The organism is Hyphomicrobium sp. 01T421 (genome assembly GCF_056398805.1).
Genome location: NZ_JBFTQC010000001.1, coordinates 652,980 through 678,841, shown reverse-complemented (window position 1 = coordinate 678,841; position 25,862 = coordinate 652,980). Strand labels below are relative to the sequence as shown.

At 59.4% G+C, this 25,862-nt stretch carries 25 protein-coding genes; 19 read left to right on the top strand and 6 right to left on the bottom strand.

What is annotated here, in order from left to right; translation table 11 throughout:
* The first annotated feature begins 138 nt into the window (after positions 1 to 138).
* From AC1DK3_RS03145 to AC1DK3_RS03105, 9 genes are all read left to right on the top strand, one after another.
* Positions 139 to 1,605, top strand: coding sequence for an HlyD family secretion protein (locus tag AC1DK3_RS03145; RefSeq protein WP_477190834.1), 1,467 nt, complete (start codon positions 139 to 141; stop codon positions 1,603 to 1,605).
* A gap of 12 nt (positions 1,606 to 1,617) precedes the next feature.
* Positions 1,618 to 3,588, top strand: a complete 1,971-nt coding sequence (locus AC1DK3_RS03140) for a glycosyltransferase (protein WP_477190833.1) — start codon at positions 1,618 to 1,620, stop codon at positions 3,586 to 3,588.
* Between the two features lie 363 nt (positions 3,589 to 3,951).
* Positions 3,952 to 4,242, top strand: a complete 291-nt coding sequence (locus AC1DK3_RS03135) for a hypothetical protein (RefSeq protein WP_477190832.1) — start codon at positions 3,952 to 3,954, stop codon at positions 4,240 to 4,242.
* Between the two features lie 17 nt (positions 4,243 to 4,259).
* Positions 4,260 to 4,646 (top strand): hypothetical protein, encoded by a 387-nt coding sequence (locus tag AC1DK3_RS03130; RefSeq protein WP_477190831.1) that lies wholly within the window; start codon positions 4,260 to 4,262, stop codon positions 4,644 to 4,646.
* 9 nt (positions 4,647 to 4,655) lie between these two features.
* On the top strand, positions 4,656 to 4,841 hold the full coding sequence (locus AC1DK3_RS03125; protein ID WP_092867989.1) for a hypothetical protein: 186 nt from the start codon (positions 4,656 to 4,658) through the stop codon (positions 4,839 to 4,841).
* Entirely contained in the window at positions 4,838 to 6,223 is a 1,386-nt protein-coding gene (locus tag AC1DK3_RS03120) for an APC family permease (protein ID WP_477190830.1), read from the top strand. Before AC1DK3_RS03125 ends, AC1DK3_RS03120 begins: the two co-directional genes overlap by 4 nt.
* Before the next feature lie 66 nt (positions 6,224 to 6,289).
* Positions 6,290 to 6,964, top strand: a complete 675-nt coding sequence (locus AC1DK3_RS03115) for a hypothetical protein (RefSeq protein WP_477190829.1) — start codon at positions 6,290 to 6,292, stop codon at positions 6,962 to 6,964.
* On the top strand, positions 6,961 to 7,251 hold the full coding sequence (locus AC1DK3_RS03110) for a hypothetical protein (RefSeq protein ID WP_477190828.1): 291 nt from the start codon (positions 6,961 to 6,963) through the stop codon (positions 7,249 to 7,251). Before AC1DK3_RS03115 ends, AC1DK3_RS03110 begins: the two co-directional genes overlap by 4 nt.
* Positions 7,252 to 7,280: 29 nt before the next feature.
* Complete coding sequence (locus AC1DK3_RS03105) at positions 7,281 to 8,210, top strand: ankyrin repeat domain-containing protein (RefSeq protein WP_477190827.1); 930 nt, start codon at positions 7,281 to 7,283, stop codon at positions 8,208 to 8,210.
* A gap of 9 nt (positions 8,211 to 8,219) precedes the next feature.
* Here AC1DK3_RS03105 and AC1DK3_RS03100 read toward each other — a convergent pair whose 3' ends face one another.
* The 3 genes from AC1DK3_RS03100 to AC1DK3_RS03090 all read right to left on the bottom strand — a co-directional run bounded on the left by AC1DK3_RS03100 (position 8,220) and on the right by AC1DK3_RS03090 (position 11,477).
* Complete coding sequence (locus AC1DK3_RS03100) at positions 8,220 to 8,828, bottom strand: c-type cytochrome (RefSeq protein WP_477190826.1); 609 nt, start codon at positions 8,826 to 8,828, stop codon at positions 8,220 to 8,222.
* Positions 8,829 to 8,918: 90 nt separating this feature from the next.
* Complete coding sequence (locus AC1DK3_RS03095; protein ID WP_477190825.1) at positions 8,919 to 10,631, bottom strand: outer membrane protein assembly factor BamB family protein; 1,713 nt, start codon at positions 10,629 to 10,631, stop codon at positions 8,919 to 8,921.
* Between the two features lie 285 nt (positions 10,632 to 10,916).
* The gene (locus tag AC1DK3_RS03090) at positions 10,917 to 11,477 is read right to left on the bottom strand and encodes a histidine phosphatase family protein (protein WP_477190824.1); all 561 of its coding nucleotides are present in this window, start codon (positions 11,475 to 11,477) and stop codon (positions 10,917 to 10,919) included.
* A gap of 204 nt (positions 11,478 to 11,681) precedes the next feature.
* Here AC1DK3_RS03090 and AC1DK3_RS03085 point away from each other — a divergent pair, with 204 nt between their 5' ends.
* The 6 genes from AC1DK3_RS03085 (at position 11,682) to AC1DK3_RS03060 (ending at position 15,006) form a co-directional block, all read left to right on the top strand.
* Complete coding sequence (locus AC1DK3_RS03085) at positions 11,682 to 11,891, top strand: CbtB domain-containing protein (protein WP_477190823.1); 210 nt, start codon at positions 11,682 to 11,684, stop codon at positions 11,889 to 11,891.
* A gap of 21 nt (positions 11,892 to 11,912) precedes the next feature.
* Positions 11,913 to 12,674 (top strand): CbtA family protein, encoded by a 762-nt coding sequence (locus tag AC1DK3_RS03080; protein WP_477190822.1) that lies wholly within the window; start codon positions 11,913 to 11,915, stop codon positions 12,672 to 12,674.
* A 97-nt stretch (positions 12,675 to 12,771) separates the two neighbouring features.
* Positions 12,772 to 13,653, top strand: a complete 882-nt coding sequence (locus AC1DK3_RS03075) for a DUF1289 domain-containing protein (RefSeq protein WP_477190821.1) — start codon at positions 12,772 to 12,774, stop codon at positions 13,651 to 13,653.
* A gap of 141 nt (positions 13,654 to 13,794) precedes the next feature.
* Positions 13,795 to 14,259: a hypothetical protein gene (locus tag AC1DK3_RS03070; RefSeq protein ID WP_477190820.1), complete on the top strand. Its 465-nt coding sequence runs from the start codon at positions 13,795 to 13,797 to the stop codon at positions 14,257 to 14,259.
* 137 nt (positions 14,260 to 14,396) lie between these two features.
* The gene (locus AC1DK3_RS03065; RefSeq protein ID WP_477190819.1) at positions 14,397 to 14,675 is read left to right on the top strand and encodes a hypothetical protein; all 279 of its coding nucleotides are present in this window, start codon (positions 14,397 to 14,399) and stop codon (positions 14,673 to 14,675) included.
* A 43-nt stretch (positions 14,676 to 14,718) separates the two neighbouring features.
* On the top strand, positions 14,719 to 15,006 hold the full coding sequence (locus tag AC1DK3_RS03060) for a hypothetical protein (protein ID WP_477190818.1): 288 nt from the start codon (positions 14,719 to 14,721) through the stop codon (positions 15,004 to 15,006).
* 60 nt (positions 15,007 to 15,066) lie between these two features.
* On the opposite strand, the gene dxs is transcribed toward AC1DK3_RS03060, so the two are convergent.
* Entirely contained in the window at positions 15,067 to 17,001 is a 1,935-nt protein-coding gene (gene dxs, locus AC1DK3_RS03055; protein ID WP_477190817.1) for a 1-deoxy-D-xylulose-5-phosphate synthase, read from the bottom strand.
* Between the two features lie 254 nt (positions 17,002 to 17,255).
* Between dxs and AC1DK3_RS03050 the strand changes: the two genes are divergently transcribed.
* Positions 17,256 to 17,891: an ABC transporter substrate-binding protein gene (locus AC1DK3_RS03050; RefSeq protein ID WP_477190816.1), complete on the top strand. Its 636-nt coding sequence runs from the start codon at positions 17,256 to 17,258 to the stop codon at positions 17,889 to 17,891.
* Between the two features lie 213 nt (positions 17,892 to 18,104).
* On the opposite strand, the gene AC1DK3_RS03045 is transcribed toward AC1DK3_RS03050, so the two are convergent.
* Positions 18,105 to 19,055, bottom strand: coding sequence for an MlaA family lipoprotein (locus AC1DK3_RS03045; RefSeq protein WP_477190815.1), 951 nt, complete (start codon positions 19,053 to 19,055; stop codon positions 18,105 to 18,107).
* A gap of 131 nt (positions 19,056 to 19,186) precedes the next feature.
* On the opposite strand from AC1DK3_RS03045, the gene hpnI reads away from it, so the two are divergent.
* Both hpnI and hpnJ read left to right on the top strand, forming a co-directional pair.
* On the top strand, positions 19,187 to 20,320 hold the full coding sequence (hpnI, locus tag AC1DK3_RS03040; RefSeq protein WP_477190814.1) for a bacteriohopanetetrol glucosamine biosynthesis glycosyltransferase HpnI: 1,134 nt from the start codon (positions 19,187 to 19,189) through the stop codon (positions 20,318 to 20,320).
* Positions 20,321 to 20,332: 12 nt separating this feature from the next.
* Positions 20,333 to 21,757 (top strand): hopanoid biosynthesis associated radical SAM protein HpnJ, encoded by a 1,425-nt coding sequence (gene hpnJ, locus AC1DK3_RS03035; RefSeq protein ID WP_477190813.1) that lies wholly within the window; start codon positions 20,333 to 20,335, stop codon positions 21,755 to 21,757.
* A gap of 158 nt (positions 21,758 to 21,915) precedes the next feature.
* Here hpnJ and hpnN read toward each other — a convergent pair whose 3' ends face one another.
* Positions 21,916 to 24,537: a hopanoid transporter HpnN gene (hpnN, locus tag AC1DK3_RS03030; RefSeq protein WP_477192855.1), complete on the bottom strand. Its 2,622-nt coding sequence runs from the start codon at positions 24,535 to 24,537 to the stop codon at positions 21,916 to 21,918.
* A 354-nt stretch (positions 24,538 to 24,891) separates the two neighbouring features.
* Between hpnN and ispH the strand changes: the two genes are divergently transcribed.
* Positions 24,892 to 25,821: a 4-hydroxy-3-methylbut-2-enyl diphosphate reductase gene (ispH, locus tag AC1DK3_RS03025; RefSeq protein WP_477190812.1), complete on the top strand. Its 930-nt coding sequence runs from the start codon at positions 24,892 to 24,894 to the stop codon at positions 25,819 to 25,821.
* Positions 25,822 to 25,862 lie beyond the last annotated feature (41 nt).

Genomic DNA, 25,862 nt, shown 5'->3' with positions numbered 1-25,862 from the left:
CCGCATAGACGCGTTGTAGGGCTCTGAACGTCTCTCTTTCGGTCATCCGTAAGAGGTAATTAAATCAAATCCTCAGCATAACGTTATCCATTTGCTTTTACCGTATGCGTCGCAACATCCAACTGGATCGCGTGGCCCATGTCGTCGAATCTCTCCCCAGGCAAAACCGTTAGCTCCCGGTCTCCAAGGCTGCTCGCGTCAGCTGTGCCCGAGTCGCCGGACGCCGCAGAGCTTGAAGCGGCGCGGGAGAGCGAGTTCACGGCGGATGTCCAAATCGCCTATCTCGAATCCGTCGTAAAAAGATGGCGGAGCGGCGGCCCGAGCGAAAATCCGGAACCCAGCGCCACACCCGTCATCGAACCCGCCGACGAGCCCGCCATAGCTTCCCGGACCGTTTCTCTGCCGGGCAATATCCGGCCCGCAACGATCGTCAAATCTCTATTGGCGGTCGCGATCGCGTTGGGGCTCGGCTGGCTTCCGGTTCAGCGCCTACTCGCAACGACAAGCGCCGAAGCGGTCGTCAATGCACGGGTGATTACGCTCAGGGCTCCGATCGAGGGCGAGGTCAGCATGGCGGATGCCGATACCGATGTCGGCAGCATGTTCCGTGTCGATCAAAGCATTCTCGTCGTCCGCAATCCGCGGGCCGACTCCTCGCATCTTGCGAACCTGATGAGAGATCGCAATCAACTCAGAACGACTATCGGCGCGCTCGAGGGAAAGAAGCAGCTTCTCCTTGCCAGCTTCGACGAACTCTCGATGCAGCAGGAGCGTTTTCGCATCGGGCGCATCGAGCAGCTCGAGCAGCGGTTACGCCAGGCGGACACGGATATGGCGGCCGCAGAGGCGCAATATTCCGTCGCGTCGGATGCGCTGAAAAGGGCCGAGACCCTGCGCAAGACAGACGCCGTCAGCCAGGCATTTCTCGATAAAGCCGCGGGCGAAGCTCATGTCGCTGAACAGACGGTCAAGGGACAAGTCGAGCGCCGCAAGGGCATGCTCGTCGAACTCGACGCCGCGAAAAGGGGAACCTACGTCGGCGACAGCTATAACGATACGCCTCAGTCCGCGCAGAGGAAGATGGAAGTTTCGCTCGAGCTGTCCGACGTGCAGGCGCGTCTTGTCGGCACCCGGGCCGAGCTCGAAAGTTTTGACGCGGAGCTCGTGAAGGAACAAGGGCGTCACGACGGACTTGCGAAAGTCGAGATCCGCTCGACCGTAAACGGGCGCGTGTGGGAAATGCTGACTGCTCCGGGCGAGCACGTCAACGCCGGTCAGGATCTCGTGAAACTTCTCGATTGCGGAAGCGCGCTGGTGACGGCGAGCGTCAGCGAAACTGCCTATCAACGACTGGCAGTCGGCCAAACGGCGACATTCAAACCGCGCGACGGCGGAGAAGAGTTGATGGGCACGGTCGTCAGCTTGAACGGCCTGGCGGCCGTCGCATCCAACAGCGCGATCCAGCAAAATGCGCTCACTCGCGAACCCTATCACGTCACCCTGCGCTTCCCGAACCTCTTGAAGCACGCCGACTGCCGCATCGGGCGATCGGGGCTCGTGCAATTCGACACCGCCAGCGCGGCCGCTTTTTCCAGCATGCATTGAGCGGGCGCCAGCATGACGTCCGCTTCTGGAATGAGCTATCTCGACGCTTTGATGCCGGCATTGATCATCGGCTTGCTCGCGACTGCGATACTTCCGTGGGTCAACCGAAACAATACGGTCGTCAGAACTGTCGCCATCGTGATCTGCGTCGGCCTCGGCTGGCGGTACATGACGTGGCGGATGTTCAGCACCATCCCTTCGGTGAACAATCCGGTCGACTTCATGGTCGGCTTCATCTTCACAGCCGTCGAAGCCATCACAATGGTTGGCGCCACGGCATCGCAAATCTTCCTGACACGCACGCGCAACCGCACCGCAGAAGCCAACCGGAACGTTCCGAAATTGCTTGCCCTGCCGAAGTTGCCGAAAGTCGACGTTCTCATCTGCACGTATAATGAAGACGAGAACATTCTCGAGCGTACGATCATCGGGACGCTGGCGATCAACTATCCCAACTTCCGGGTGTGGGTTTGCGACGATGGACGGCGCCCGTGGCTTCAGGCGCTTTGTGAGCGCCATCGCGTCGGCTATCTGACGCGAAGCGACAACGCGCACGCGAAGGCCGGCAACATCAACGCCGCATTGAAGAAGCTTGCCGCGCTCGACGAGAAACCGGATTTCATCTCGATCCTCGACGCGGATTTCGTGCCGCTCCCCGAATTTCTGATACGCGGGCTGTCTCTTGCGCTCAGCCCCGATGTGGGCGTCGTGCAGACGCCGCAGCACTTTTTCAATCCGGATCCGATCCAAAGCAATCTGGCATTGACCCGCGTGTGGCCGGACGAGCAGCGCTTTTTCTTCGATATCGTCATGGCGTCGAAAGACGCTTGGGGCGGCGCATTCTGCTGCGGAACTTCATCGATCATCAGGTTCGACGCGCTGCAAAGCATCGGCGGGTTTCCGACCGATTCCGTGACCGAGGATTATCTCGTGTCGCTGCGCCTGCGCGAGAAAGGTTTCGGCACGGTCTATTTGAACGAGGTTCTTTCGCTCGGTCTCGCACCAGAAGGGCTTGCGGAGTACACCGGTCAGCGCGCCCGCTGGTGCCTCGGCTTCGTGCAGATCTGCCGTGGTCCAAGCGGTCCCCTGAAAATCGGCAATGGGCTTCCTTTCGTCGATCGCATCATGCTTTGCGAGACGTTCTTGCACTGGTCGGCAACCCATCTGTTTCGCGTGCTCGGCGTCATCGTACCGGCGCTCTACCTGCTGTTCGGGATCGAAGCGGTTCACGCCAACGTCATCGATGCGATCTGGTATCTCGCACCGTTTCTTGCCGCCCAAATCGGCATCTTCCTATGGCTGACCGACGGGCGTGTGCTCCCGTTGATGTCAGATCTCTATCAAATGCTGTGCTCGACCGAAGTCTTGAAGGGCGTCATCTCGGGGCTTCTCAGACCGAAGGGTCAGAAGTTCAAAGTGACAGCGAAGGGGGGTGATCGGAGCAAGCAATTCATTCAATGGCCGCTTCTTAGAATCTTCGGTACTTTACTCGCCTTGACCGCGATCGGAATTGCCAACGCCTTTCTCATCGATCCAACTCGGCCGCTCGCTGAATCCAGCGCCATCGCGCTGTTCTGGAGCTGGTACAATATCGTTGTCCTCACTCTGTGCTGCTACGTTTGCAGCGAGCAGCAACAGCGACGCAAAGGCGAGCGGTTCGATGTTCGTGTGCCGGTGACGATAAGCGCCGGCGGTGTTTCGTACGCGTTTCGCGCTTCGGACGTTTCGGTCAGCGGCATCCATCTTCTCGGAGAACCGCCCTTACCTGTCGGAAGTCCCGTTCGCGCGCGCTTCGCGGACGTTTCGATCGACGCCTACATCCGGCGGAAGACCGAGCACGGATTTGGTCTCGAGTTCGAGAATTCCGCACAGTCGAAAGCGCATCTTCTCAGGTTCATTTTTTCTGGCAGAACCTCCACCACGGTCGGCAAGATCAAGCCCCATCTCGTGGCAACAGCATTGGCCGCACGCATTTTTCGATGAGCATCCACGGCTTCAGCGCTTTGAATTAAAAAGCTCAAATGCGAGGCATGCTGCCCGCCAATTAAAAATCAAATTGCTTAAACTCACGCCGTGCGTTTGCAGTGCACTCGCGCTAAGTGGCTGTTTTTATTCAGTCTATATACTGCGGTGCAGCATGATTTTGCGCACTGCATTATCGAATTCATGTTTCGTCTTACGAAAAAATGTTGACGCAAAGCTGCCTCCCTGCGTCACTAAATGTCGCAGAACGTAACCAACTCTAAGGGGCGAGCGGACCTCGGGCCGATCTCAGCATTGATCCAATCAATGCTTCGAAAGGGAACTCCTGCGGTCGGGAAGCGCCCCACGTTAAAAGGAGGGATAATGCAAAAGTTGAATACCGATCCTCGGATCGCCGGAAAATTTTCCGGTGATCGGACTTGGTCGCTGGCTGCTGTCGCGACTCTCTGGCTTCTCTACGCATTCGTTTTCTACGAGATCAAAGACTACGTCGGTTCGACGGAAGTATTTTGGGCTCTGGCTGTGGCCGGAGGCTTAGTGCTCTTGTTCAACACCGCGGCGATCTTCGCGATGGTCGCGCATCTCAGCGAAGAGCGCGACGAGATCTACGGTCTCGATTTGCATTATCTCGATTTATCCAAACGAAAATCCTGAAACCAACGGGTGGCATCGTGGAAAAACCTCATTATGAACCTCCGAAGCAATCCGCATTCGGGCAGCTATTCGACAGCCTATTCTTGCTGGTCCTCGTCTTCGCGGCGCTGTTCACGCCGCTTTATCTGAAGCTCGCCGGCGGCGGCAAAACCGATCTCGCGCTCGCCGACACAAAGACTTGGGAAGGGCTCGGCCAAAATGCCGTGCAGCAGGCCCAATGGGTGAAGTTGGGAATGACGCCCGAGACCGCGGCGCCAATGATCACTTCACGTTTCGACTACAGCTTCAACATGACCGAACTCGTCATCACGGCGGTCGTCGTGATCGGCTATTTCGCGTTGCTGTTCGCGTTTTCGAAACGTGAATATCGCGAAGTCCTCGAAGAACGCTTCGGCAGAAAGTGAGATCCAGCAATGAACAACTTTGAAATCATCGAATACGCTGCCTGGGCTTTGTCTGCCGCCCTCGGCCTGTGGATGCTCTTCGATATGATCAAAACCAACCTCGCATATAATGAGGACCTGCTGACGTCCTCAAAAGAAGGCGAAATCGACGACGCACTCGTCATCGACCCGACACATCAAGGGGGACACCGGTGAGCCAAACTACAGTTGTCCATGGCGAGAAAATCTCGCTTCTTCGCGTCCTCGGTCCAGCGCACGTCTGGGCTCTCGGCGTCGGCATCGTTCTCGTCGGCGAATACATGGGGTGGAACTTTGCCGTCGGCAAGGGCGGCGCCATCGCAGCGCTCATCGCATGCTGGGTGGCGGGCTTGCTCTACACATGCGTCGCAATGATCGACTCAGAAGTGACCTCGACGGTTGCGGCCGCCGGCGGTCAATACGCGCAGGCAAAACATATCGTCGGACCGCTTATGGCGTTCAACGTCGGTCTCTATCTTGTCTTCGCGTACACGATGCTTGAAGCGGCGAATGCCATCACGCTCGGGTATCTCGTCCAAACGGTCGGCCAGATGGCAGGCTTCGCGGAGGCGCACGACAAGCCGTTCATCGTTTTGTCGATCATGTTCCTGGCATGGCTAAATTACCGAGGTGTCTACGCGACGCTTACGGTCAACCTCGTGCTTACAGCAATCGCATTCATCGCGGTCGTCGTTCTCTTCGCCTGCGTCAAGCCGTGGTCGAATGAACTTCTAAACCATCGGGAACTGCTCACCGGTCTGCCTTATGGGTGGCTCGGGGTCGTGGCCTCGCTGCACTTTGGCCTTTGGTACTATCTCGGCATCGAGGGAACGTGCCAAGCGGCGGAAGAGGTGCGTTCGCCTGCGCGATCGCTGCCGCTCGGTACGATGACAGGCATCATCACGCTGCTTATTGCGGCGACGATGACTTGGTACCTGTGCACCGGTTTGATGCCGTGGGAATACCTCGGCCAAGCAACCACGCCTCTGTTTGACGCCGCCCGCCTGACGGACTCGATGCCGCTGATGGTGCTGCTGTTCGTTGGGACGATGTTCTCAACGCTGGCTTCGGCAAACGGCTGCATCAACGACGCATCGCGGGCATGGTTCTCAATGGGTCGCGACCGGTACCTGCCAACGTGGTTCGGCGCCGTGCATCCCAAGAATAGAACACCCTTCCGGTCGATCGTGTTTCTTGTTCCCGTGGCGCTCGTTTTTGCGTATTTCGCGCCACTCGATCAGGTGATCACGTTCTCGATCCTGTCGGGACTTCTTGGCTACACGTACATGTCAATCCAGGTGATCATGTTCCGCAAGCAGTGGCCGCTCAATACGATCAAACGCGGCTACATTCATCCCTTCCACCCATTGCCTGCACTCGTTCTCTTGGCGATCTGCTCGACGACGTATTTTGCGGTGTTCCTTGGTTACGGCACGCAGCTCGTTGCGATGATGATCTTCTTCGTCGTCGCTTCGCTCTGGTTCCATTTCCATCGATATAAATACGTGCGACGCGGCGATCAGTTCACGATGCAGTGGCCGCGGCCGGTAGGCTATTAAACCCCCGTGAAGAATGGCCGGCGACTCGTCGCTGGCCATTCTCTTTTCTCCTGCCGAAGGAAGACGATGTACTTATCCTTGACGTTTGCCGTCATCGGACTGGTGACGATCTTGATAGTCGCAATGCGCGAACACGCGAAGGTCTTGGCTTCGCGGCGGATCTTGCTCGACCGTTGCACGGGCATACTTTCGGAAGCGGTCATCACGCACGGAGGCGATGGATTTCCGAGCCTCGAAGGGTATCACGGCGACTGCTTCGTCCGCGTCGAACTCCTTCCCGATACAATGACCATCCGCAGGCTTCCTCAGCTCTGGCTGAAGATGACGCGAATTGAGAATCGCCCGGGGCTGCCGGAATTCTCGATGCTCACCCGGCCGACCGGAAATGAGTTCTATTCCCTGACGCACAATCACACGCGGGTTCTCGAACCACCTTCAGGGGTCCCGCAGGAAATCCTCGTAAAAGGCGGCGGTCCAGCCTCGCAGCAACTGCTCAATAGCCTCGCGCCGGTTATGCGGCGCATCTTTGCCGAGCCGCGCATGAAAGAAGCTGCCGTCACAGGCAAAGGCCTTCGCCTCGTTTGGCAGGCCGGCGAAGGGGACAGAGGTCAACATTTGATCCTACGGCAATCCCGTTTCGATAATGCTGCCGTCGCCCCAGAGGCGCTCGCGGCGAGACTGAAGGATTTCGACGATTTGAGCACTGCAATCGACAACACGCGGAACGCAAGGGCAGCATGAGCACCATCGTCCAACGCCCGCCATTAAACCCTTATCTGGTTCTGGCCATCGCCGTGGCGTTCCCGGGTGCTGGACACGTTGTGACCGGCTATCCGGAAAGAGGCTTAAGATTCGCTTTCTTTACGTTGCTGTTTGCGGCCTTCACCTGGCATTTCTCGACACCTGAACAGTCGTTCGTCGGACGTTCCGCCGGCGGCCTATTCGTCTGGGCTCTTTCGATCCCGGACGCCTACAAGCTCGCGCGTGTTCAATACGAAGTGTGGAAATCGAAAAGGTTTCGGGGCTAAATAACGGGCTCCGGCAAAGGAGCCTATCCGTGCCCGATTGTCTCCGCACTTCGGTGACCACCGCTCTTGTCGCTGCTTCCTGCTGCATTGCCTTGGCCAGCGATGCGCTCGCCAAAGTGCGCGTCTGTCAGGAACAGGAGCAACATTACGCTCAGATCAAGCAGGCGGCCGGACCGCTGGAAATCAACGCTGCACTTGCCGCTGCCGCCGACAAAGGTTGTATCGAACTCGCTCGCAGACTGCTCGACGATGGCGCTTCGCTCGCATCCCGCGATCGCTCCGGTGCGATGCCGCTCACCCACGCGGCAAGGACCGGGCATACGGATATTGTCGAGCTTTTCCTCGCACACGGCGCGGATAGCAATGCCCGCGACCTCGATGGAGGAACGGCACTCTTTGCGGCTTCCGAGCATGACAATCCTTCCGCAGTGCAAGCTCTCGTCGCGCATGGCGCGGCCGTGAACATTCCGGGTCGAACGGGTTTGACGCCAATCGCGGCAGCATCATTTGCGGGTAACGAGCGTGTTATCCGACTGCTGCTCGACAAAGGTGCCGATCCCAAAAAAGCCGACGCGACCGGCAAGGCGCCAATTTGCTACGCGGTCGCCCGCGGCTTCCCTCCCGTCGTGAATTTGCTTCTTGATCACGCCGTCGACGTCAATGCCCGATACGGCAACGACCTGACCGCCCTCATGTGGGCGGCGGGGCATGAAGATGCGGCGGGCTCGAACGACGTGGCGGACGTACTCGCGCTTCTGATCGATCACGGCGCGCGCATCAACGAAAAGGACAATCGCGGGCGCACGGCGTTGATGATCGCGGCTTCGCTCGGACACGACAAGGCCGTCGATGTTCTCCTCGCTCGCGGCGCAGACAAGACGTTGCGCGACTCTACCGGAAAGACTGCGGCCGACCTCGCCACCAGCGATGCGCTGCGCAGGAAACTAGCGGTCAGCTAGCTCTATCGGTCACTGTTGGCCGCCAATGACCTGAAGGCTCGCAAGATATTCGGCGATGGGCTTGAGGTCGGACGGCTGCACCGCTTTCATGAGATCCGACATGCCCGGATTATTGCCTCGTGATCCGTCACGAAATGCGGTCATGGTATTAAATAGATATTCAGACTGCTGGCCGGCAAGTCGTGCCGTCGTACCGTCACCTTGAAATTGATCGAGGTGGCACGAGGTGCAGCCTACCGAGCCGATGGCTGTCAGCGCCACCTTCGTCACATCCTTCGGCGGCGAAGGCTGGCCGAGGTTTGGCCACTTCAGGCCAGCGAAGTGAGCGGCCAAAGCCTTGAAGTCAGCCTTCTCTAGCCCGGCAACGACGGCGGCCATCTGCTCGTTTTTCCGCACACCGCTTTTGTAGTCTCGCAGCTGGAGATAGAGGTATCCTTCATTCTGACCCCAGATGATCGGGGTGGTTTTCTCTTGGGGGACACCGTTCTCGCCGTGGCAACCCGCACAGATCTGAGCGTTTTCCTCAACGCTCGCGGCGGACACTGCCGCCGGCATTAGCGGGAATACCGCAACGATGCCAGCAATCGCGATTCGGGCCGATCGCATCCAACTCATCATTTCTGATCTCCGGTTGACCGGTCTGGTCATGCATTTGAACGGAGGCTCGGGAGGGATCGTACGCGATCCTTCCGAGCCATCCTCGTTCGATCAGTCAAGCGTGAAGGCGATTATATTGTTGCCGCGCTTGAAATCGATCTGCGTGTTACCGCCTGCGCCAACGACGATGTACTCCTTGCCGTCGATCGCATACGCGGACGGCGGAGCGTTGACGCCGGCGCCCGCCTGGAACGACCACAGAATCTTCCCGCTGTCGGCGTTGTAGGCGCGGAACCAACCATCCGCCTCGCCGGTGAATACGAGATCACCTGCCGTTGCGAGCACGCCTCCCATCATCGGCTGCGGGGTTATCACCTTCCACTTGATCTTGCCGGTGTTGTAGTTCACCGCCGAGACATTGCCGAATTGCTCTTCACCCGGGATGACTTTGAATGCGCCGCCGAGCCAGAGCTTGCCATCCGGATAGGGGCTCGATTGCACCTGGTAAGTCATCGGCTGATGAAGGTTGACGGCGTAAGCAAGATTGAGCCTCTGATTGACCGCCATCGGCGACCATTCAACGCCGCCGTTTGCTCCGGGCAGCATCCGCGCGCCTTCCGGCGTCGGAAGCGTCCAGAAGTTCTCTTGAGCCACCATCGGTTCCGAGAAGCGGATCATGCTGCAGTCGTCGCGCTTGTTGACGTAGACGTATCCCGTCTTTCCGGCGTGGACCACGCCGGGTACGGTCTTCCCATCCTTGTCTTTGACGTCGATCAGGATAGGCGGACTAACGGAATCGAGATCCCATACGTCGTGCGGGATGTACTGGAAGTGGCAAATGTAATTGCCGGTATCGAGGTCGAGCGCAACGAGCGAGTCCGTATAGAGATTGTCGCCAGGGCGGAGCGAGCCGTCGAGATCAGGTGACGGGTTGCCGACCACAAAGTAGATGCGGTTCAGCTTGAGATCGACAGCCGGGTTCTGCCAGACACCGCCTCCGAGCGTTTTGTATGGATCGCCCGTCTTTGCGAGTTGCGCTTTTTCAGCCGCGATGTCGCGATGCATATCATGGCCGGTCGCATCCTTTGTCTCCCAAACGCCGACCGAATTTTCCGGGATCGTATCGAAATTCCAGAGCAGCTTGCCGTTGTTGGCGTCATACGCGCGGAAAAAGCCGCGGATACCGTATTCACCGCCGTTCGTGCCGATCAAAATCTTGCCGTTGACGGCCGTCGGCGCCATCGTTTCGCTGTAGCCCAATTCCGGATCTGCGATCTCCGTCTCCCAGACGAGGCTGCCCGTTTTTGCATCGAGGGCAACGAGCTTGGCGTCGAGCGTGGCGAAATATACTTTGTCACCGAGCACTGCGACGCCGCGATTGTTTGGACCGCAGCAGTACGTCGTGATCGGGCCCATCTTGTGCTTGTAGTGCCAGTGTTCCTCGCCGGTCTTTGCGTTGAGCGCGTAAACGTGATCAAACGACGTCGTGACGTACATGACATCGCCAACGATGATCGGCGATGTCTCGAGCGATTCCCTCACGTCCATCTGGAAGATCCATGCCGGACGCAGCTTCGATACGTTCGAGGCGTTGATCTGCTTGCCTGGATAGAAGCGCGTCTGCTCGTAGTTGGCGTTCGTGTGTAGAAACTGCTTGGCGTCGCTCCCGGCTTTCGTCAGCATTTCCTGAGTGACCGTTGGTGCGGGCGCGGCTGGTTTGACCTTCTCGTTCTTGTGGTGTTCGATTTCCTGGGCGGATGCGGGCAAAGCCGAAAATGCAAGCAACGTCGTCAGCGCCGCCGCATACGCGTGGCTACTTTTCATCCCGACCATATTGTCCTCGCTTGACAGGGGGCTCAGTTCGCGCGTCGACACCAAGCTTCGGGGGAAGCGAGAGCGGTGCCGGTCGTTTTGCTCAGTTCACGTTCCGATTAGTGCACTTGCCAGCTTTTCCCGGCAATCGGGCATGAAATTCTAGAGTATCAGGAATGTTATCGAGGCCTACATTCCGGCACACATAATGCCTACTGACTGTCCGTTAGCGGATCACAAGGTTAAAATAGACGGCTGCATGCTTGCCGAGCGAGCAATTCCCAAAGTCGCGGGAACTCAGTTTTTGATTGCTCTCAGCGTCCAGCGCAGCCCGTTGGAACTCAGCTCCACGACACTCAATGGCCCGATATCTATATGCCAAAACGATCCCGGCCCTGCCTTGATCGCCGCGAGGATGGCCGCTCGAATGACTGCCGGATGCGTAATTGCGATAACATTTTCCTGTCGCGGCAATACGTCGTTCAGCCAATTTGAAGATCGTGCGATGAGGCCGTCGACTGTTTCGCCGCCATGAGGGGCAGCGCCCGGATCGGACAGCCAGCTTTCGAGGGCCTCCGGCTCGGAGCCTGCAATACTATTCAGCGTGCGGCCGGCCCAGCGACCGAGATCCAGGTCCCGCAGCCCTGTGTCGATCGTTGCCTCGAATCCAAGCGCGGTTGCCGTTTCGACCGCGCGCGCGGCCGGGCTCGTCAGGACGATCCGCGAGCGGGGCATATCCTTCGCGCGCGCCGAGGCGTCTCGCCTTCCGAATTCGTCGATGCCCTCATCAAAGGGAAATGCGGCTGCCCTGACCGCCGGGGTCGAGGCGTTGGCGATGAGTGTGAGGCGAGACTGCATGCGGGCTGACTGCTTACATTGACAAAATTGCGGCCGGGCTTAATGTGACCGGCGCATCGTCATAGGCAGGAAACCGGTGAGATTCCGGCACGGTCGCGCCACTGTAATTTGGGGACGCTCATTGCGTCCATCGAAAGTCAGACCCTCCCTGTGATTACCGCAAAGCTTGAAACGGGACGCGTAATCCCAAGGAGGCATTTCCTCATGTCACAGTCTGCAATCATTTCGGGCACCTCGGCCGCGCCCATTCCTCTCAAAGAAATTTTGCCCTGGGCCGTTTTTGCCGGGTTGCTGTTCATTCTCGCCATGTACTTCGTCGGTGTCGAAGAAGGCGCTATGTCGATCTTCAATAGCATGTATGTGCACGAGTTCGTGCACGACGGACGCCATCTCCTCGGCTTCCCCTGCCATTAAGATCACCGGAGATTTGCAGCTATGGGAAATTTGCTCCTGCGCGGCATGATTGCCGGGCTGATCGCTAGCCTATTGGCATTTGGATTTGCGAGGATCGTCGGCGAACCACAGGTCGACCGCGCCATCGCGTTCGAGGAAGCGAATTCTGAGGGCGGCCACTCGCATTCCGCAGCGCCGGAGGCGCAGGCCGAGCATTCGCACGCCGCGGCGGCAGAAGAGCCGGAACTCGTCAGTCGCGAAATGCAGGCAAGCGTCGGACTTCTAACCGGCGTCGCGGTGTACGGGACTGCGCTCGGCGGCCTTTTCGCCCTTGCTTACGCGTTCATCAGCGGTCGCCTTCTTCATATGCCGCCGCGTAGCACGGCGCTCGTGCTCGCAGCGATCGGCTTTCTGGTGCTGTACTTTGTGCCCTACCTCAAATACCCGGCGAACCCGCCTGCGGTTGGACAAGGTGAGACGATCGGCTATCGCACGCAGCTTTATTTCGGGATGCTCGTCTTTTCGCTCATGGCGCTGGCGATTGCGGTGAGCTTCGGACGGCAGGCATTCGAGAAGCTCGGCGGCTGGAACGCATCGATCCTCGGGGTCGGCGTTTATCTGGTGTTGGTTGCTATTGCGGCCTACGCGCTGCCGGCGATCAACGAGGTGCCTGAGAAGTTTCCTGCAGATCTGCTTTGGAACTTCCGCATCGCTGCATTGGGCACGCAGGCTATCCTCTGGACTGCAATAGGATTGCTGTTCGGCTGGCTCGTGGTCGGCAGCCGCGAAAGATTTGCGCGCTGACTTTCGTGTCGATGTTCAGAATTCAAAGCGGAGGCGCGCAAAGTTTGCCGCCTCCGTTGCGATTTGATTTTCATCCCCTCTTCCGATCGAAAGCCGTTTGTCCTTGATACGTCACTCGCCATGTATTGGCATCTGCAAACTCGACGATGCCTCGGGTTACTGCCTCGGATGCGGCCGCACCAGCACCGAGATCGGCAATTGGATCTCGATGAGCGAAGGCCAGCGGGACGCGGTTTGGCTGACGCTGCCGGACCGGCTTTCGGCTCTCTCCGTTCGCGTGCGCTTGCTGCCGTGGACGCGTGACGAACTCATCAATTGGGTGGGCGATACCATCGAGGCGCGGCGCGGGACCTGGTGTACCGGTGCGCCGGGTGCCGTTGCGGAATTTCCCTGCACAAGGGGGCGCACGATAAGCGTGGCTCTCGAGCAAGATGAGCTCATCGCACGCGCGCCGGATGCTTCGTTCCGTTTGCGCGTCAGCGACAAGGTCAGGGCTTTTGCATTTTCCGAAGGCGGACCGATCGTTCTAGGTCTGCCCAAGGCGCGCGCCGCGATCCGTTCAACATCGGTGCTCACGCCGCTTGGTCCCGACTCAGATGCGATCGAAGCCGCGCACAAAACGGAGCAGCTTTTCGATTATGGCATCGGCCGGAAGAACAGCCGGTTCTGCGTTCGCACGAGCGACGATGCTCTTCTGTCCGCATTGTCGGATAACGCCGGCCGCCATTGGGCGGACGTGATGAAAGCGATCGGCATGCAGGTCCTTTCTGCCAGTCCGACACGCGTCGTCGAGAGTGCGGCGGCGCGCATCGAAGTATTCGCGAAAATACCTTCGCCGGGCGAGCAATCTCCGCCCGGAGCACACACGCATTTCCTTCCCGGTTACCTCGAGAGCGGCGAAGAAATTGCCTCGAGCCTTGCGCCGCCCGACTACGCCGCGCCGGTCGCTATATTTTATCCCGACGAAATGCGCCGTTAGAACGAAGCCAAGCTGCGGCCCCCGGGCATTCTTGTCCCCAAGTCTAAGGTCGCGCCAGGCGTTGTGTTATTGAGGGGGTTGCGGCGCCGTAGTAGTGACTTTTTTACGGACTACGGATGCCCAAAGACCAGTGAGGATCTCATGCGCAACATTGGCCCCGGACTCGCAATCGCCGCCATCACGTTTGCCGCCATTGGGGGATCGTTTTCTACCCAGGCTTCGGCGGACGAGCGCATGCAGTCCTCGTTTACTGCGCTCCTCAGCGAAGGCTTCGAGGTGAAGTCCGTAACGCTCATACCTCTCGAGGTCGCCAAACGGGTGACCGAGAAGGTCAAGACGGACAACGTGGTCGTCACACTCCAGAACAAAGACGCCGTCGCGGTGTGCTACGTCGCATTTGCGAATTGGGCCTTCATGAACAAGGCCTCACTCGACTCGGCGACGCTCTGTGAAGTCCGTTCAGCCGCAGTCGCCGAGAGCGCTGCTCCTCCGTCTGCGCCATCAGGCTCCGCCTCGAGCTCCGAACCTCCGGCGAGCGCGCCGCCGGCCGCTGAGCCGCCTGCCGCAACGACGCCGAACGCGCCGCCGCCCGGAACTACGCCTTAAGGCGCAGGTGGAAACCCGTTAGCCGCAAAATGTTCGTCGCGCGACTTTTCCAGGTCGTTTATGGGGTCGTTTGCCTTAGTCCCACCACGCACTATGGGCATATGCCGAAAACACTTCCCTTTCATCAGTGAGAGATCGTGAGAAAAGTGAAGAATTCGGGATTGCTCAACGCATCACTGGCCCTGGCGGGTTTCACGCTGATATTCGCAGTTGCGAGCGAGGGCTTCGCCCACAGCGGCACGCAGGAGGAGCAAGATGCGTGTACGCCGGACGTGTTCCGCTACTGCTCGGCGCAAATTCCCAATGAAGATCGCATCGTCGCGTGTTTGAACCGGCATCTTGCGAAGCTCAGCCCGGCTTGCCGCTCGGTGATGTCGGGCGGCCCGGCCACGCGGAAATCGCGTGAGGCACGATGAGCCCCGCTATTTGAGAAACGACAGTTCTTGCGAGGACGGAACCGTGCGAAGCAAAATTCTAATTCCGAACTTGCTCGTCGTCTGCATTGCGGGAGTGCTGATCACATTCGCTCACCCTCGCGCGGCCTTTGCTCACAGCGGAACAGCTGAAGAGCAATCTGCCTGCACCCCGGACGTGCTCAGTCTTTGCTTCTGGGACATCCCGAGCGAAGACCGCATCGTCGCGTGTCTCAATCGCAATATCAAGAAATTGAGCCCCGCTTGCCGCAAGGTCATCGAGGGACCGCCGGACGCTGCAGCCGACAAGAAACCCGATAAAACGAAGCGCTGAGCCGTTTCGTGCTGGCGCTGCCGTAATCCTTACAGCGAGCGCCCGCGTGTTCCGATAGAACTAGGCGCGACCGCGGACCGCCTTAGCCTTGTTCATTTGGAGCGCATCGCAGACCGTCTCGACGATTCCTTGGGCCGAGAGCCCCGCACGTTGATACATGACCTCGGGCTTGTCTTGATCCACGAAGACATCCGGCATGACCTTCGAGCGCACCTTAAGCCCGCGATCGAGCAGTCCATTCTCCGCCAGATAATGCAGGACATGGCTACCGAAGCCGCCAACTGATCCCTCTTCGATCGTCACGAGGACATCGTGATTTTCAGCAAGCTGCCGGATGAGTTCGGTATCCAGTGGCTTCATGAAGCGCGCGTCGGCAACCGTTGCGGAGAGGCCCAGCGCCGCCAGTTGATCGGCTGCTTTCAAGGTCTCTTGCAGGCGCGTGCCGAACGAGAGGAGCGCGATCGTCGTTCCCTCGCGTAAAACGCGGCCCTTGCCGATTTCGAGCGGGATACCGACTTCAGGCATGGCGATGCCCGTTCCCTCGCCGCGGGGATAACGGAATGCGCTCGGGCGATCGTCGATCGAAGCGGCGGTGGCGACCATGTGCATCAGCTCGGCTTCGTCAGCTGCCGCCATGATGACGAAATTCGGCAAGCAACCAAGGTAGGCCAGATCGAACGTTCCCGCGTGGGTCGCGCCATCCGCGCCGACGAAGCCAGCGCGGTCGATCGCAAATCTCACAGGCAGGCTCTGAAGCGCGACGTCATGCACGACCTGGTCATAGCCACGCTGCAAAAACGTCGAGTAGATCGCGGCGAACGGCTTCATTCCTTCGGTGGCGAGGCCCGCTGCAAAAGTTACAGCATGCTGCTCGGCAATGCCGACGTCGAACGTCCGATCCGGAAACTCGCGACCGAAGACGTCGAGGCCCGTGCCATCGGGCATTGCCGCGGTGATGGCGACGATCTTCTCGTCTTTCCTGGCTTCAGCGATCAAGCTGTCGGCAAAGACGCGCGTATAGGACGGTGCCGACGCTGCGGGCTTCGCCTGCACGCCAGTCACGACGTTGAATTTCGCAACGCCGTGATATTTGTCGGCCGATGCTTCGGCGGGCGCGTAGCCCTTGCCCTTCTGCGTCACGACGTGAACGAGGATCGGGCCCTCGCCGGCATCGCGAACGTTTTTCAAGACTGGCAACAGCTGGTTCAGATCGTGGCCATCGATGGGCCCGACGTAATGGAGTCCGAGTTCTTCGAACCAGGCGCCACCCTGCCAGAGGCTACGCGTATATTCCTCGACGCGCGCGGCGCGACGTTCCCAGCTTTTGGGCAGTCTCTTTGCCAGCTGCTTGGCGATATCGCGAACGTAAAAGTACGAGTCGCTCGAGCTAATCCGGGCAAGATATGACGACAGCGCGCCCGTCGGCGGGGCGATGGACATATCGTTGTCGTTCAGGATGACGATGAGCCGTTCGTTACGGGCGCCCGCGTTGTTCATCGCTTCGTAGGCCATGCCGGCGCTCATGGCACCGTCGCCTATCACGCAGACGACGTTGTTCGTGCCGCCTGACAATTCGCGCGCCACAGCCATGCCGAGGCCTGCGGAAATCGATGTCGATGAGTGAGCTGCGCCGAAAGGATCGTAATCGCTCTCGGTGCGCTTCGTGAATCCGGAAAGGCCGCCGGGCTGACGCAACGTCCGCATCCGGCTGCGACGGCCGGTCAGGATCTTATGCGGATACGATTGGTGGCTGACGTCCCAGATCAGGCGATCGTTCGGCGTATCGAAAAGATAGTGCAGCGCGACCGTCAGCTCGACGACGCCCAATCCCGCGCCGAGGTGGCCGCCCGTTTGCGATACGGCATCGATGAGTTCCGCGCGGAGTTCCGCAGCGAGCTGCGGAAGTTCCTGTTCGGACAGTTGCCGAAGATCGGCAGGCGTATCCACCTGGTCCAAAAGCGGTGTTTTGGATACCCGAGGTACTGCTGCATCCATAGACCGAACTCCCCCAAACCGTCTCTGCCCGAGTCCACAACCGTTCTAAATATGAACCCATGACACGGCGCAAAAAATGGAACATGCGAAACGGACCGGACTCTGCGGGGAAGTGTTGCAGCCAAGCCTCACAAATGGCAAACACCTGCGAGTGTAACGGCTAAATGCCGCCACCGTGTCCACCTAGGACACATTCCCGCCGCGGGAGACTCGCCGATGGCGAACGGTATTTGAAATCAATCAGGGGAGGGGCAATGGTCCCGGCCAGAAAATTACGTGTTTTGGGGGCGTCGATCGCCGCTTTGATGACGGCGCTTCTCGCCACACCTCAGTTTGCACACGCGCAAGCGGCCGACGCACCGGAGAAAACGATCAGCGGACTGAACGCCAAGCTTCTCGATACGATGAAGCAGGCGCAGGCCCTTGGCGTGCAGGGCCGCTATGACGCGCTCGCGCCGGTTCTGGCCACAACGTACGACATTGGATCGATGTCGCGCGTGGCAGTCGGGCGAAGCTGGGAGACGTTTCGGCCCGAGCAACAGGCGGCGGTTACCGAAGCATTCGGGCGCATGATGATCGCGACTTACGCGAAGCGATTTGACGGTTTTTCGGGCGAAACGTTCGAGATCGCCGAGATCACCGACCGGGCGCCGACCGATAAGATGGTGAAAACTCGGATCGTGCAGAGCAACGGCAAACCGGTCGCGATCAATTACTTGATGCGCAAGACGGGGCCGCAATGGAAGATCGTCGACGTCTATCTCGACGGCACAATCAGCGAACTCGCAAGCCGCCGCGCGGAGTTCACGTCGATACTGAACGCGGGCGGACCCGATGCCCTTATCGCCTCGCTCAAGAAGCAAGGCGACAGGCTGTTATCCGGAAGCTGATTTCGCGAATTCGTGGCCGGCCCGATTGCCATCGGGCCGGTCGCGCAAATTACTTTCGTTTATTACCTGGGCCTTCGTGCGCCGCTCTCTCGTCCGCCGCTCTACCCGAAGCTTCGAACGTTCGGCGAGCGCGCTATCCGAATCGGATCAAGCCTATTCACGTTGTGAAAACGGCGGGCCACATCGCTTCCGCGCGGTAAGTCCGGATCGACTTTAGCGCGTCTCGATCGGCGTCGGCGGGCCAACGACCACGATCGAACCGCCATGATCGGACGCACTCGACATTTTCGGTACGTCGGTCATCCGCCTCTTTTCGAGCATCGTCGGCGACGAGACGATCGTCATAACCGGCTCGATCGCGTTGGGATCGGGCGGGAGCGGCGTGCCCGTTAGAGCACTCGTTTCGAGCGCTTCCTGCAGCTCGGCCTGGCGCTTCTGATCCGTTACGCTGCGCAGCATCGAATAGAAGTCGATCGAGCTATCCTCGAGCGTCTGCATATCTTCGACTTTGCTCAAGTTCGAGAGCGGGCTGGTCACGCTGCCCGCGAGATTTACGCGGCTGGCAAGCGTTGCGGCCTTTGTCGGAATCAAAGCGCCCGCCGGTATTTGCGCGGCGAATTCGACGCCGGTGCCGATTGCGTCTCTGACGTTTGTCGGCCCGATAATCGGCAGCACCAGATAGGCGCTATCCCTGTAACCCCAGACATACATCGTTTGTCCGAAGTCACCGGACTGGTGAGTCATACCTTGCGTTACCGCAACGTCGAACAGGCCGCCGAGGCCCAGCGTCGAATTGACGGCGAAACGGCCGAATGTCGTTGCGGCGGCCTGGAGCCGGAGCTGCAAGATGTTATTCGCGAACGTCATCGGCTCGGAGAGGTTCGTCGTGAACGCGTCGATGCGATCGCGGACGTCCTCAGGCACGTTCTCGTTATAGGATTTCGCAGCCGGATACAGGACGTCGTGATTGAAGTCCTGGTTGGCGTCGAACACCGAGCGATTGAACTTCTCGTTGGGGTCGGCAATGGCTTTCGGCTCAGAGTCGTATTCGGCCGATGCCAGATGTTGCGCGGAAATTGAAGGCGCAGACGTGCTCGCGCAGGCCGACAGGCCCACACCGACTAAAATACAGCCGACCCAATTCAGGATAGCACTGACTTTCAAGTCCCGATATTCCCCCATGCTGGCCCCACGGCCGAGCAACCTCAGATCTATCGCAGCCACATGCAGAACGCTAGATTGCCCACCGATGCCAGTAGGCTTTCCCCCAGATCAAACCAGAAAGTAACGTCAGAATGACGTCCTGTCTGTGGCTTGTATGCACTCTCGTTGCCGTTATCGGCAGCGTTTACGCAATATTGGCTGCTTTCTTGGTGACACGATTTGCCTGCCGGCCCAAGTCGATTTTAGGGCGATCGGAAAATGTCGCGCTGATCAAGCCGCTTTACGGCGCTGAACCAGGGCTGTGCGCCAATCTCGGATCGTTCCTTCAGCAGAACTACCCTGGCGAAGTTAAAATAATATTCGGTGTTCAGAATGCCGCCGACCCGGCGATAGCCGTCGTGCGCAACCTTGAAGAGCGGTTTCCTGCAGCGGATATCGAACTTGTTGCATCCTCCCGGAATGCTGGCGGCAACCCGAAAATTTCCAACGTCCTCAACATTTTTCCGCGCGCGCCACACGACGTTCTGATCCTCAGCGACAGCGATATGCGCGTCGAAGATACCTACGTCCGGGATGTCGTCGCCACATTACAGCAACCCGAAGTTGGGCTCGTCACCTGCCTCTACCGCGGATGCGCGATCGGAGGGTTCTGGTCGCGACTCGCCGCCGCAGCAGTCGACCAGCATTTTCTTCCGAGCGTGCTCGTCGGCGTTCATTTCGGCCTCGCGAAGCCGTGTTTCGGATCGACGATCGCGATGCGCCGGAACACGCTCGCCGAGATCGGGGGATTCGAAGCTTTCGCGAACACGTTGGCCGATGACTACGCGATGGGCGACGCCGTCCGTCGAAAGGGCCTGAAAGTCGCGATTGCGCCTTTCACGGTCGGACATACTTTTTCGGAAGACTCATTTGCAGCACTTCTCGCGCATGAGCTTCGATGGGCGCGGACGATAAGGCTCGTCGACCCAATTGGTTATGCCGGTTCCGTCATTACTCATCCGCTGCCGTTCGCGCTGGCAGCGTTGCCTTTGAGTGGCTTCAGCGTCATAGCGTGGATGATGGTTTTTGGGACGCTTGCGTGCCGCCTTTTGGTTCCGTTACAAGTTGAGCGACTGCCTGGCGGGGGGAAGAGTTCGATTTGGCTCACACCTTTGCGCGATTTGTTGAGCTTTGCGATGTTCATCGCAAGCTACGCACCCGGAGCTGTCAGTTGGAGGGGCCGCCGCTACAGCGTCGGCGCCGATGGGACCGTTAAGCCGATATGAAAGGCGCCCACGATGCGCACACTATTTTTGCAGGCTCCTTCGTTCGACGGTTTCGACGGCGGAGCCGGATCACGATATCAAGCGCGTCGCGAAATACAGTCGTACTGGTACCCGACGTGGCTCGCGCAGCCGGCAGCTCTGGTCGAGAATTCCAAGCTCATCGACGCGCCGCCGCACCGTACCAGCCTGCAGGATGTTCTCGCCCAAGTGCGCGATTACGACCTCGCGGTGCTGCACACCTCGACGCCGTCGTTTGATTCCGACGTCAAGGTCATCGAGGCGATGAAGGCGACCAACCCGAACCTCAAGGTCGGATTGATCGGCGCCAAGGTCGCGGTGCAGTCCAACGAAAGCCTGGTGGACGCGCCGATTGTCGACTTCGTTGCCCGCAACGAGTTCGACTTCACGATCAAAGACGTCGCCGACGGCGTGGCCTGGAGTGACATCAAGGGTCTCTCTTACCGCAACGCGCAGGGCGTGATCGTGCACAACGAAGACCGCGCTGTGATGCACGATATGGACACGCTGCCCTTCGTTACGCCGGTCTACAAGCGCGACCTCGTGATGGAGAATTACTTCATCGGCTATCTGAAGCACCCGTACATCTCGTTCTACACGGGGCGCGGCTGCAAGAGCCGCTGCACGTTCTGCCTGTGGCCTCAGACCGTTGGCGGCCATCGCTATCGAACCCGCTCCGTTGGGCACGTCATCGAGGAGGTGCGATACATCCTCAAGGCGTTCCCGCAGATGAAAGAGCTGATGTTCGACGATGATACCTTCACCGACGACCTGCCGCGCGCGGAAGCAATCGCCAAGGAACTCGGCAAGCTCGGCGTCACGTGGTCGTGCAATGCCAAGGCCAACGTACCGCGCGAGACTCTGAAGGTGCTCAAGGACAACGGCCTGCGCCTGCTACTCGTCGGCTACGAGAGCGGCAACCAGCAGATCCTGCATAACATCAAGAAGGGCATGCGGGTCGAGGTCGCGGAGAAGTTCACGAAGGACTGCCACGAACTCGGCGTCAAGATCCACGGCACCTTCATCCTCGGCCTTCCGGGAGAGTCGAAGGAGACGATCGAGGAGACCATCAAGTTTGCGACGCGGATCAACCCGCACACGATCCAGGTCTCGCTCGCGGCGCCCTATCCGGGCACCTTCCTCTACCAGCAGGCGCTCGAAAACGGCTGGCTCGACGTCGACAATGCCGAACTCATCAATGCCAACGGCATCCAGATCGCGCCGCTGCATTATCCAGGTCTGTCGCACACCGAGATCTTCTCTTCGGTCGAGGACTTCTATCGCAAGTTCTACTTCCGGGTGCCGAAGATTGCTTCGATCGTCGGCGAGATGATAACGCAGCCCGACATGATGAAGCGCCGCCTCCGCGAGGGCGTCGAATTCTTCCAGTTCCTGCGTGAACGCCGCAACGTCGCATAGTTTGGGCTGCCGTCAGCTTGAATGGATCCCGGCCTTCGCCGGGATGACGGGGTGTGGGGCGACCTTTTTCCGAAAACGTCATCCCCGCGCAGGCGGGGATCCGCCCAAGTAGATAGTTCATCGCAAGGCTTGGCTTGAATGACTAGCTTGCGGGTTGGTTATGGCGCGGCTTGTTGGGCCGTTTCGTCTTCGTGCTTGGCCGCATTACGTGGCGGCCCCATCAGGATCGGCTGGAAGAGAACGGCCGCCGCGAGCGTCGTCACGAGCGACAGCGCCAGCAGCTCGCCCATGCTCGACGTTCCAGGATGACTTGAGAAGAACAAGCTGCCGAACGCGACGGCCGTCGTCATGGCGCTGAACATGACCGCGCGCGTCAGTGGTGACGCGAGCAAGCTTGTTTCGCCTTCGCGCCAAGCGAGCACGTAATAGATCTTGAAGGCGACACCGACGCCCAGCAGCACGGGCAGCGCGATGATGTTCGCGAAATTCAACGGCAGCTTGAGCAGCACGCACAGCTCGAGCGTGACGACGCCGGCGAGCAATAGCGGCACGAGCGTCAGCAGCACGTCCGAGACGCGGCGCAGGGCAACGAACAGGATGATCGTTATCGAAACGAGCGCCAGCAAGCCCGCCTGGATGAATGAGCGCACAACAGTCTTCGCCGATTCCTGGATGAGGATCGGCACGCCGGTCGCTTCGGGATCAACGGCGAGCACTGCTGACGCAAAGCGTCGAAGGTTCGCATTGTCGTTTCCATCGCCCTTCGGCCCGACTTCGACCCGCGCACGGCCATCGGCCGTTATCCAGTCGGCAATGATCTCCGGCGGCAGATTCTCAAGCGTTACCGGCTCAGCCTTGAGCGCCGCGCGAATTTGCGCGAGGCGCAGTTTGAGGCCGTCGAGCAGCGCTTTTTGAACCTTTGCCCGCACGCCGGCTGGCGCATCCGCGAGTTTGCGAAGCGTCGCCGCCATGTCGGTGGCCAGCGGCGGTGCGCCCGGCAATTTGGCGACGTCCTCGAACGCCTTGGCGGTATCTCGCAGCGTCGCCTGCGTTTCGGCGTCCGTCGGCGTCGCCGCAATTTCGTCGGGCTCGATGGTCGGGCCGAGCAGGTCCGCCGCGTCACTTATGATGGCCAGCTTTTCGTCCTGATGGTCGGGCACGAAGCTCGCCAGCGTTACCGTGTGGCCGACTTCCAGCAGCTTATCGAGCTTTGCTCCCAGCGCCTTCGCGTCGGTGAGGTTCGGCGCCAGGATCTCGATCGTGTTCGGAGCGGTCAACGGATCGCGCATCAGATCGTTGAAGGTCGAGACCGATTCGACCTTGTTGCTGCGCAAGTTGATCGGATTGAAATCGAACTCGAGCTTGGTGAGAAGTGGCAGTCCGGCTACGACGCCAATTGCCGTCAGCGCAAGAATGACGTGGCGGTGGCGCGCCATGAAGCGATCCACCGGCGCGAGAGACTGGTAACCGACGTCGTGCGGCTCGCCCGGAGGATTAAGAACGGAGAGCATCGCCGGCAAGAAAGTGATGCTCGTCAGGAACGCGATAATCATGCCGCTGCCGGCAATGAGGCCAAGCTCGGATACGCCGCGGTAATCGGTCGGCAGAAATGCGTAGAAGCCCGCTGTCGTCGCCGCGGCTGCGAGCGCCAAAGGCTTCCCGGCGTTCTTGCCCGCCGCGATCAAGGCGTCGCGGAGGCCATGTTTGTTGAAACGCTCGTGGCGGTATCTGACCGAGAACTGGATGCCGAAATCGACGCCGATGCCAACGAAAAGCACTGCGAACGCGACCGAGATAAGGTTCAGTGCGCCGACGAGGTAGAGACCCAGCGCGCCCGTCATCGCAAGTCCGGCGAAGAGGCTGACGAGAACGGCGAAGATGATGCGACCCGATCGGAGCGCCAGCCAAAGAATGAAAAGAACGGCTGCGATCGTGACGGCCGTGTTGATGGCTGCGCCTTCGGCAACGGTCCCGAATTCCTCATCCGCCATCGGGACGGATCCCGTCAGCCGAACCCGCACGCCGTTCTCGGGCGTCAATTCCAGGCGCTCCGCGGTTTTGCGGATCAACGCGGTTGCGTCGGCGCCGGGCTGCAAATCGGAATAATCGAGAACGGGCTTCACTTCGAGGAAGCGGCGAAGTTCGGAGGGGTTCGGGCGTCCGCCCGTCAAAAGTTGACCCCAGGAGAATGCCGTTTCCCGGCCCGCCATGAGGTCATCGATGGCGTTCGCCAGCGCGCCCAGCGGCTTGTCGAAGTCGGACCACTTGGCGCGGTCTTCCTTCACACCCAGAGGGACGAAAGAGAGCGCCTTCGCCAACCCGTTGAGCGTCGGATCGGCAGCGAGCGTGCCGAGCACGGGCTGCGCTTTGATCAGGCCTTCGGTCGTCTCCTTGAGCTCCGGCAGCGACAGATAAAGGAGGCCGTTCTTTTCGAAGAAGGGGCCGCCGTCACGCCGCCGGACGATTTGGAAAGGATCGGGCTTCGATTCGCTCAAGGCCGCCGCGAGACTGGCTGCGGCGGCTTCGGTCAGCTCCGGAGTTTTACCGTCAATGACTATATCGATGGTGTCGGTGTGCTGGGGAAAGGCGACGTCGAATTGGCGCTCGCGCTGCCGCCAATCGAGGTCGGATGCGATGAGCTGACTGGTATCGGTCGTGATGGCGAAATTGTTGACGACGTAGAAAATGGCGCCTGCCGTCAACGCCAAGCCCAGCAAAATGCTGGCCCAGCGCAGTCGCACAGAGATATCGACGATAGCGGAAACGACGCGCTCGATCATGTGCGCGCCGCCGGTCGTGCTGGACGGCGTTGGATATTGAGATCGCAATTGGACATTCTAGAACGGACTCATGGTACCCCGGGGGGGAGGGATCGTTTTCTCTCAACAGGCACCTACGATGTCGAACCTGTCGAGCGCATGAACAGATGACATCTTTCTGTGTGTTGCTTTTGAGACACGACACTTCAACAGCATGAACGGCGCGACGTTGCCTCGGCTGCCTATCGATTGAACTAGCGCATAAAGTCGTGGACGACCATGACCGACGCGCCGAACGTCATTAACGGGATGCGTTGATCCATTAGGTCTTTGACTGCGCGGAATATTGCGCATTCGCAGAACGGGGGTTTCTGCATGAAAGTGATTTTGGCGCAGCCCCGGGGTTTTTGCGCGGGCGTGGTTCGAGCAATCGACATCGTCGAACGCTCGCTCGCCCAACGAAACGGGCCTGTGTATGTGCGCCACGAAATCGTTCACAACCGTCATGTCGTCAACGACCTCAAAGCCAAGGGCGCCCGCTTCGTCGAAGATCTCGCGGAAGTCCCGAATGGCGCGCTCACGATCTTCAGCGCTCACGGCGTGTCGCGCGCCGTCGAAGCCGACGCGAAAACGCGCAGCCTCACGGTCGTCGACGCGACGTGCCCTCTCGTGTCCAAGGTCCACAAGCAAGGCCAGCGATATTCATCGCTCGGTCGGAGCGTGATTCTGATCGGACATGCCGGTCACCCGGAGATCGAAGGGACGCTCGGGCGCATTTCCGGGCCTGTTTACCTTGTCGAAAACCGCGATGACGTGGCGAAACTCGATATTCCGGACGATACGCCCGTCGCCTACATCACTCAGACGACGTTGAGCGTGGATGACACCCGAGCGACCATCGAGGCGGTGAAAGAACGTTTCACCGACGTAATTGGGCCGGAAACACGCGACATCTGCTACGCGACGCAAAACCGGCAAACGGCCGTTCGCGACCTGTGCCGCTTCGTCGAGGTTCTTCTGGTCGTTGGAGCGAGCAATAGCTCGAACTCGAACAGACTACGTGAAATCGGCGCCGAATGCGGTATTCCAAGCTATCTCGTCGCAGACGGGGGCGAGGTCGACCCGGTATGGCTTGCCGGAGTAAACCTAGTTGGCGTAACAGCAGGTGCTTCGGCGCCTGATGTGCTTGTCGAAGACGTCATCGCCGCCATCGGAAGGGTCTCACCGATCGAGATCGAAATCCTCGATGGCGTCGAAGAGAAAATAACATTCCGCCTGCCGCCTGAATTGCTCGAGGCATCATGATCGGGAATAATGCTGGTTCGAGCACCGCAAGAAGGAGCCCT

What these genes read in the sequence shown, in the direction of transcription:
- AC1DK3_RS03135 (WP_477190832.1), top strand. Translation starts at nt 3,952, where the DNA reads ATGCAAAAGTTGAATACCGATCCTCGGATCGCCGGAAAATTTTCCGGT.
- AC1DK3_RS03110 (WP_477190828.1), top strand. Translation starts at nt 6,961, where the DNA reads ATGAGCACCATCGTCCAACGCCCGCCATTAAACCCTTATCTGGTTCTG.
- AC1DK3_RS03050 (WP_477190816.1), top strand. Translation starts at nt 17,256, where the DNA reads ATGGTCCCGGCCAGAAAATTACGTGTTTTGGGGGCGTCGATCGCCGCT.
- AC1DK3_RS03090 (WP_477190824.1), bottom strand. Translation starts at nt 11,477, where the DNA reads ATGCAGTCTCGCCTCACACTCATCGCCAACGCCTCGACCCCGGCGGTC.
- AC1DK3_RS03085 (WP_477190823.1), top strand. Translation starts at nt 11,682, where the DNA reads ATGTCACAGTCTGCAATCATTTCGGGCACCTCGGCCGCGCCCATTCCT.
- AC1DK3_RS03100 (WP_477190826.1), bottom strand. Translation starts at nt 8,828, where the DNA reads ATGATGAGTTGGATGCGATCGGCCCGAATCGCGATTGCTGGCATCGTT.
- hpnI (WP_477190814.1), top strand. Translation starts at nt 19,187, where the DNA reads ATGACGTCCTGTCTGTGGCTTGTATGCACTCTCGTTGCCGTTATCGGC.
- AC1DK3_RS03125 (WP_092867989.1), top strand. Translation starts at nt 4,656, where the DNA reads ATGAACAACTTTGAAATCATCGAATACGCTGCCTGGGCTTTGTCTGCC.
- AC1DK3_RS03140 (WP_477190833.1), top strand. Translation starts at nt 1,618, where the DNA reads ATGACGTCCGCTTCTGGAATGAGCTATCTCGACGCTTTGATGCCGGCA.
- AC1DK3_RS03095 (WP_477190825.1), bottom strand. Translation starts at nt 10,631, where the DNA reads ATGAAAAGTAGCCACGCGTATGCGGCGGCGCTGACGACGTTGCTTGCA.
- ispH (WP_477190812.1), top strand. Translation starts at nt 24,892, where the DNA reads ATGAAAGTGATTTTGGCGCAGCCCCGGGGTTTTTGCGCGGGCGTGGTT.
- hpnN (WP_477192855.1), bottom strand. Translation starts at nt 24,537, where the DNA reads ATGATCGAGCGCGTCGTTTCCGCTATCGTCGATATCTCTGTGCGACTG.
- hpnJ (WP_477190813.1), top strand. Translation starts at nt 20,333, where the DNA reads ATGCGCACACTATTTTTGCAGGCTCCTTCGTTCGACGGTTTCGACGGC.
- AC1DK3_RS03145 (WP_477190834.1), top strand. Translation starts at nt 139, where the DNA reads ATGTCGTCGAATCTCTCCCCAGGCAAAACCGTTAGCTCCCGGTCTCCA.
- AC1DK3_RS03080 (WP_477190822.1), top strand. Translation starts at nt 11,913, where the DNA reads ATGGGAAATTTGCTCCTGCGCGGCATGATTGCCGGGCTGATCGCTAGC.
- dxs (WP_477190817.1), bottom strand. Translation starts at nt 17,001, where the DNA reads ATGGATGCAGCAGTACCTCGGGTATCCAAAACACCGCTTTTGGACCAG.
- AC1DK3_RS03115 (WP_477190829.1), top strand. Translation starts at nt 6,290, where the DNA reads ATGTACTTATCCTTGACGTTTGCCGTCATCGGACTGGTGACGATCTTG.
- AC1DK3_RS03070 (WP_477190820.1), top strand. Translation starts at nt 13,795, where the DNA reads ATGCGCAACATTGGCCCCGGACTCGCAATCGCCGCCATCACGTTTGCC.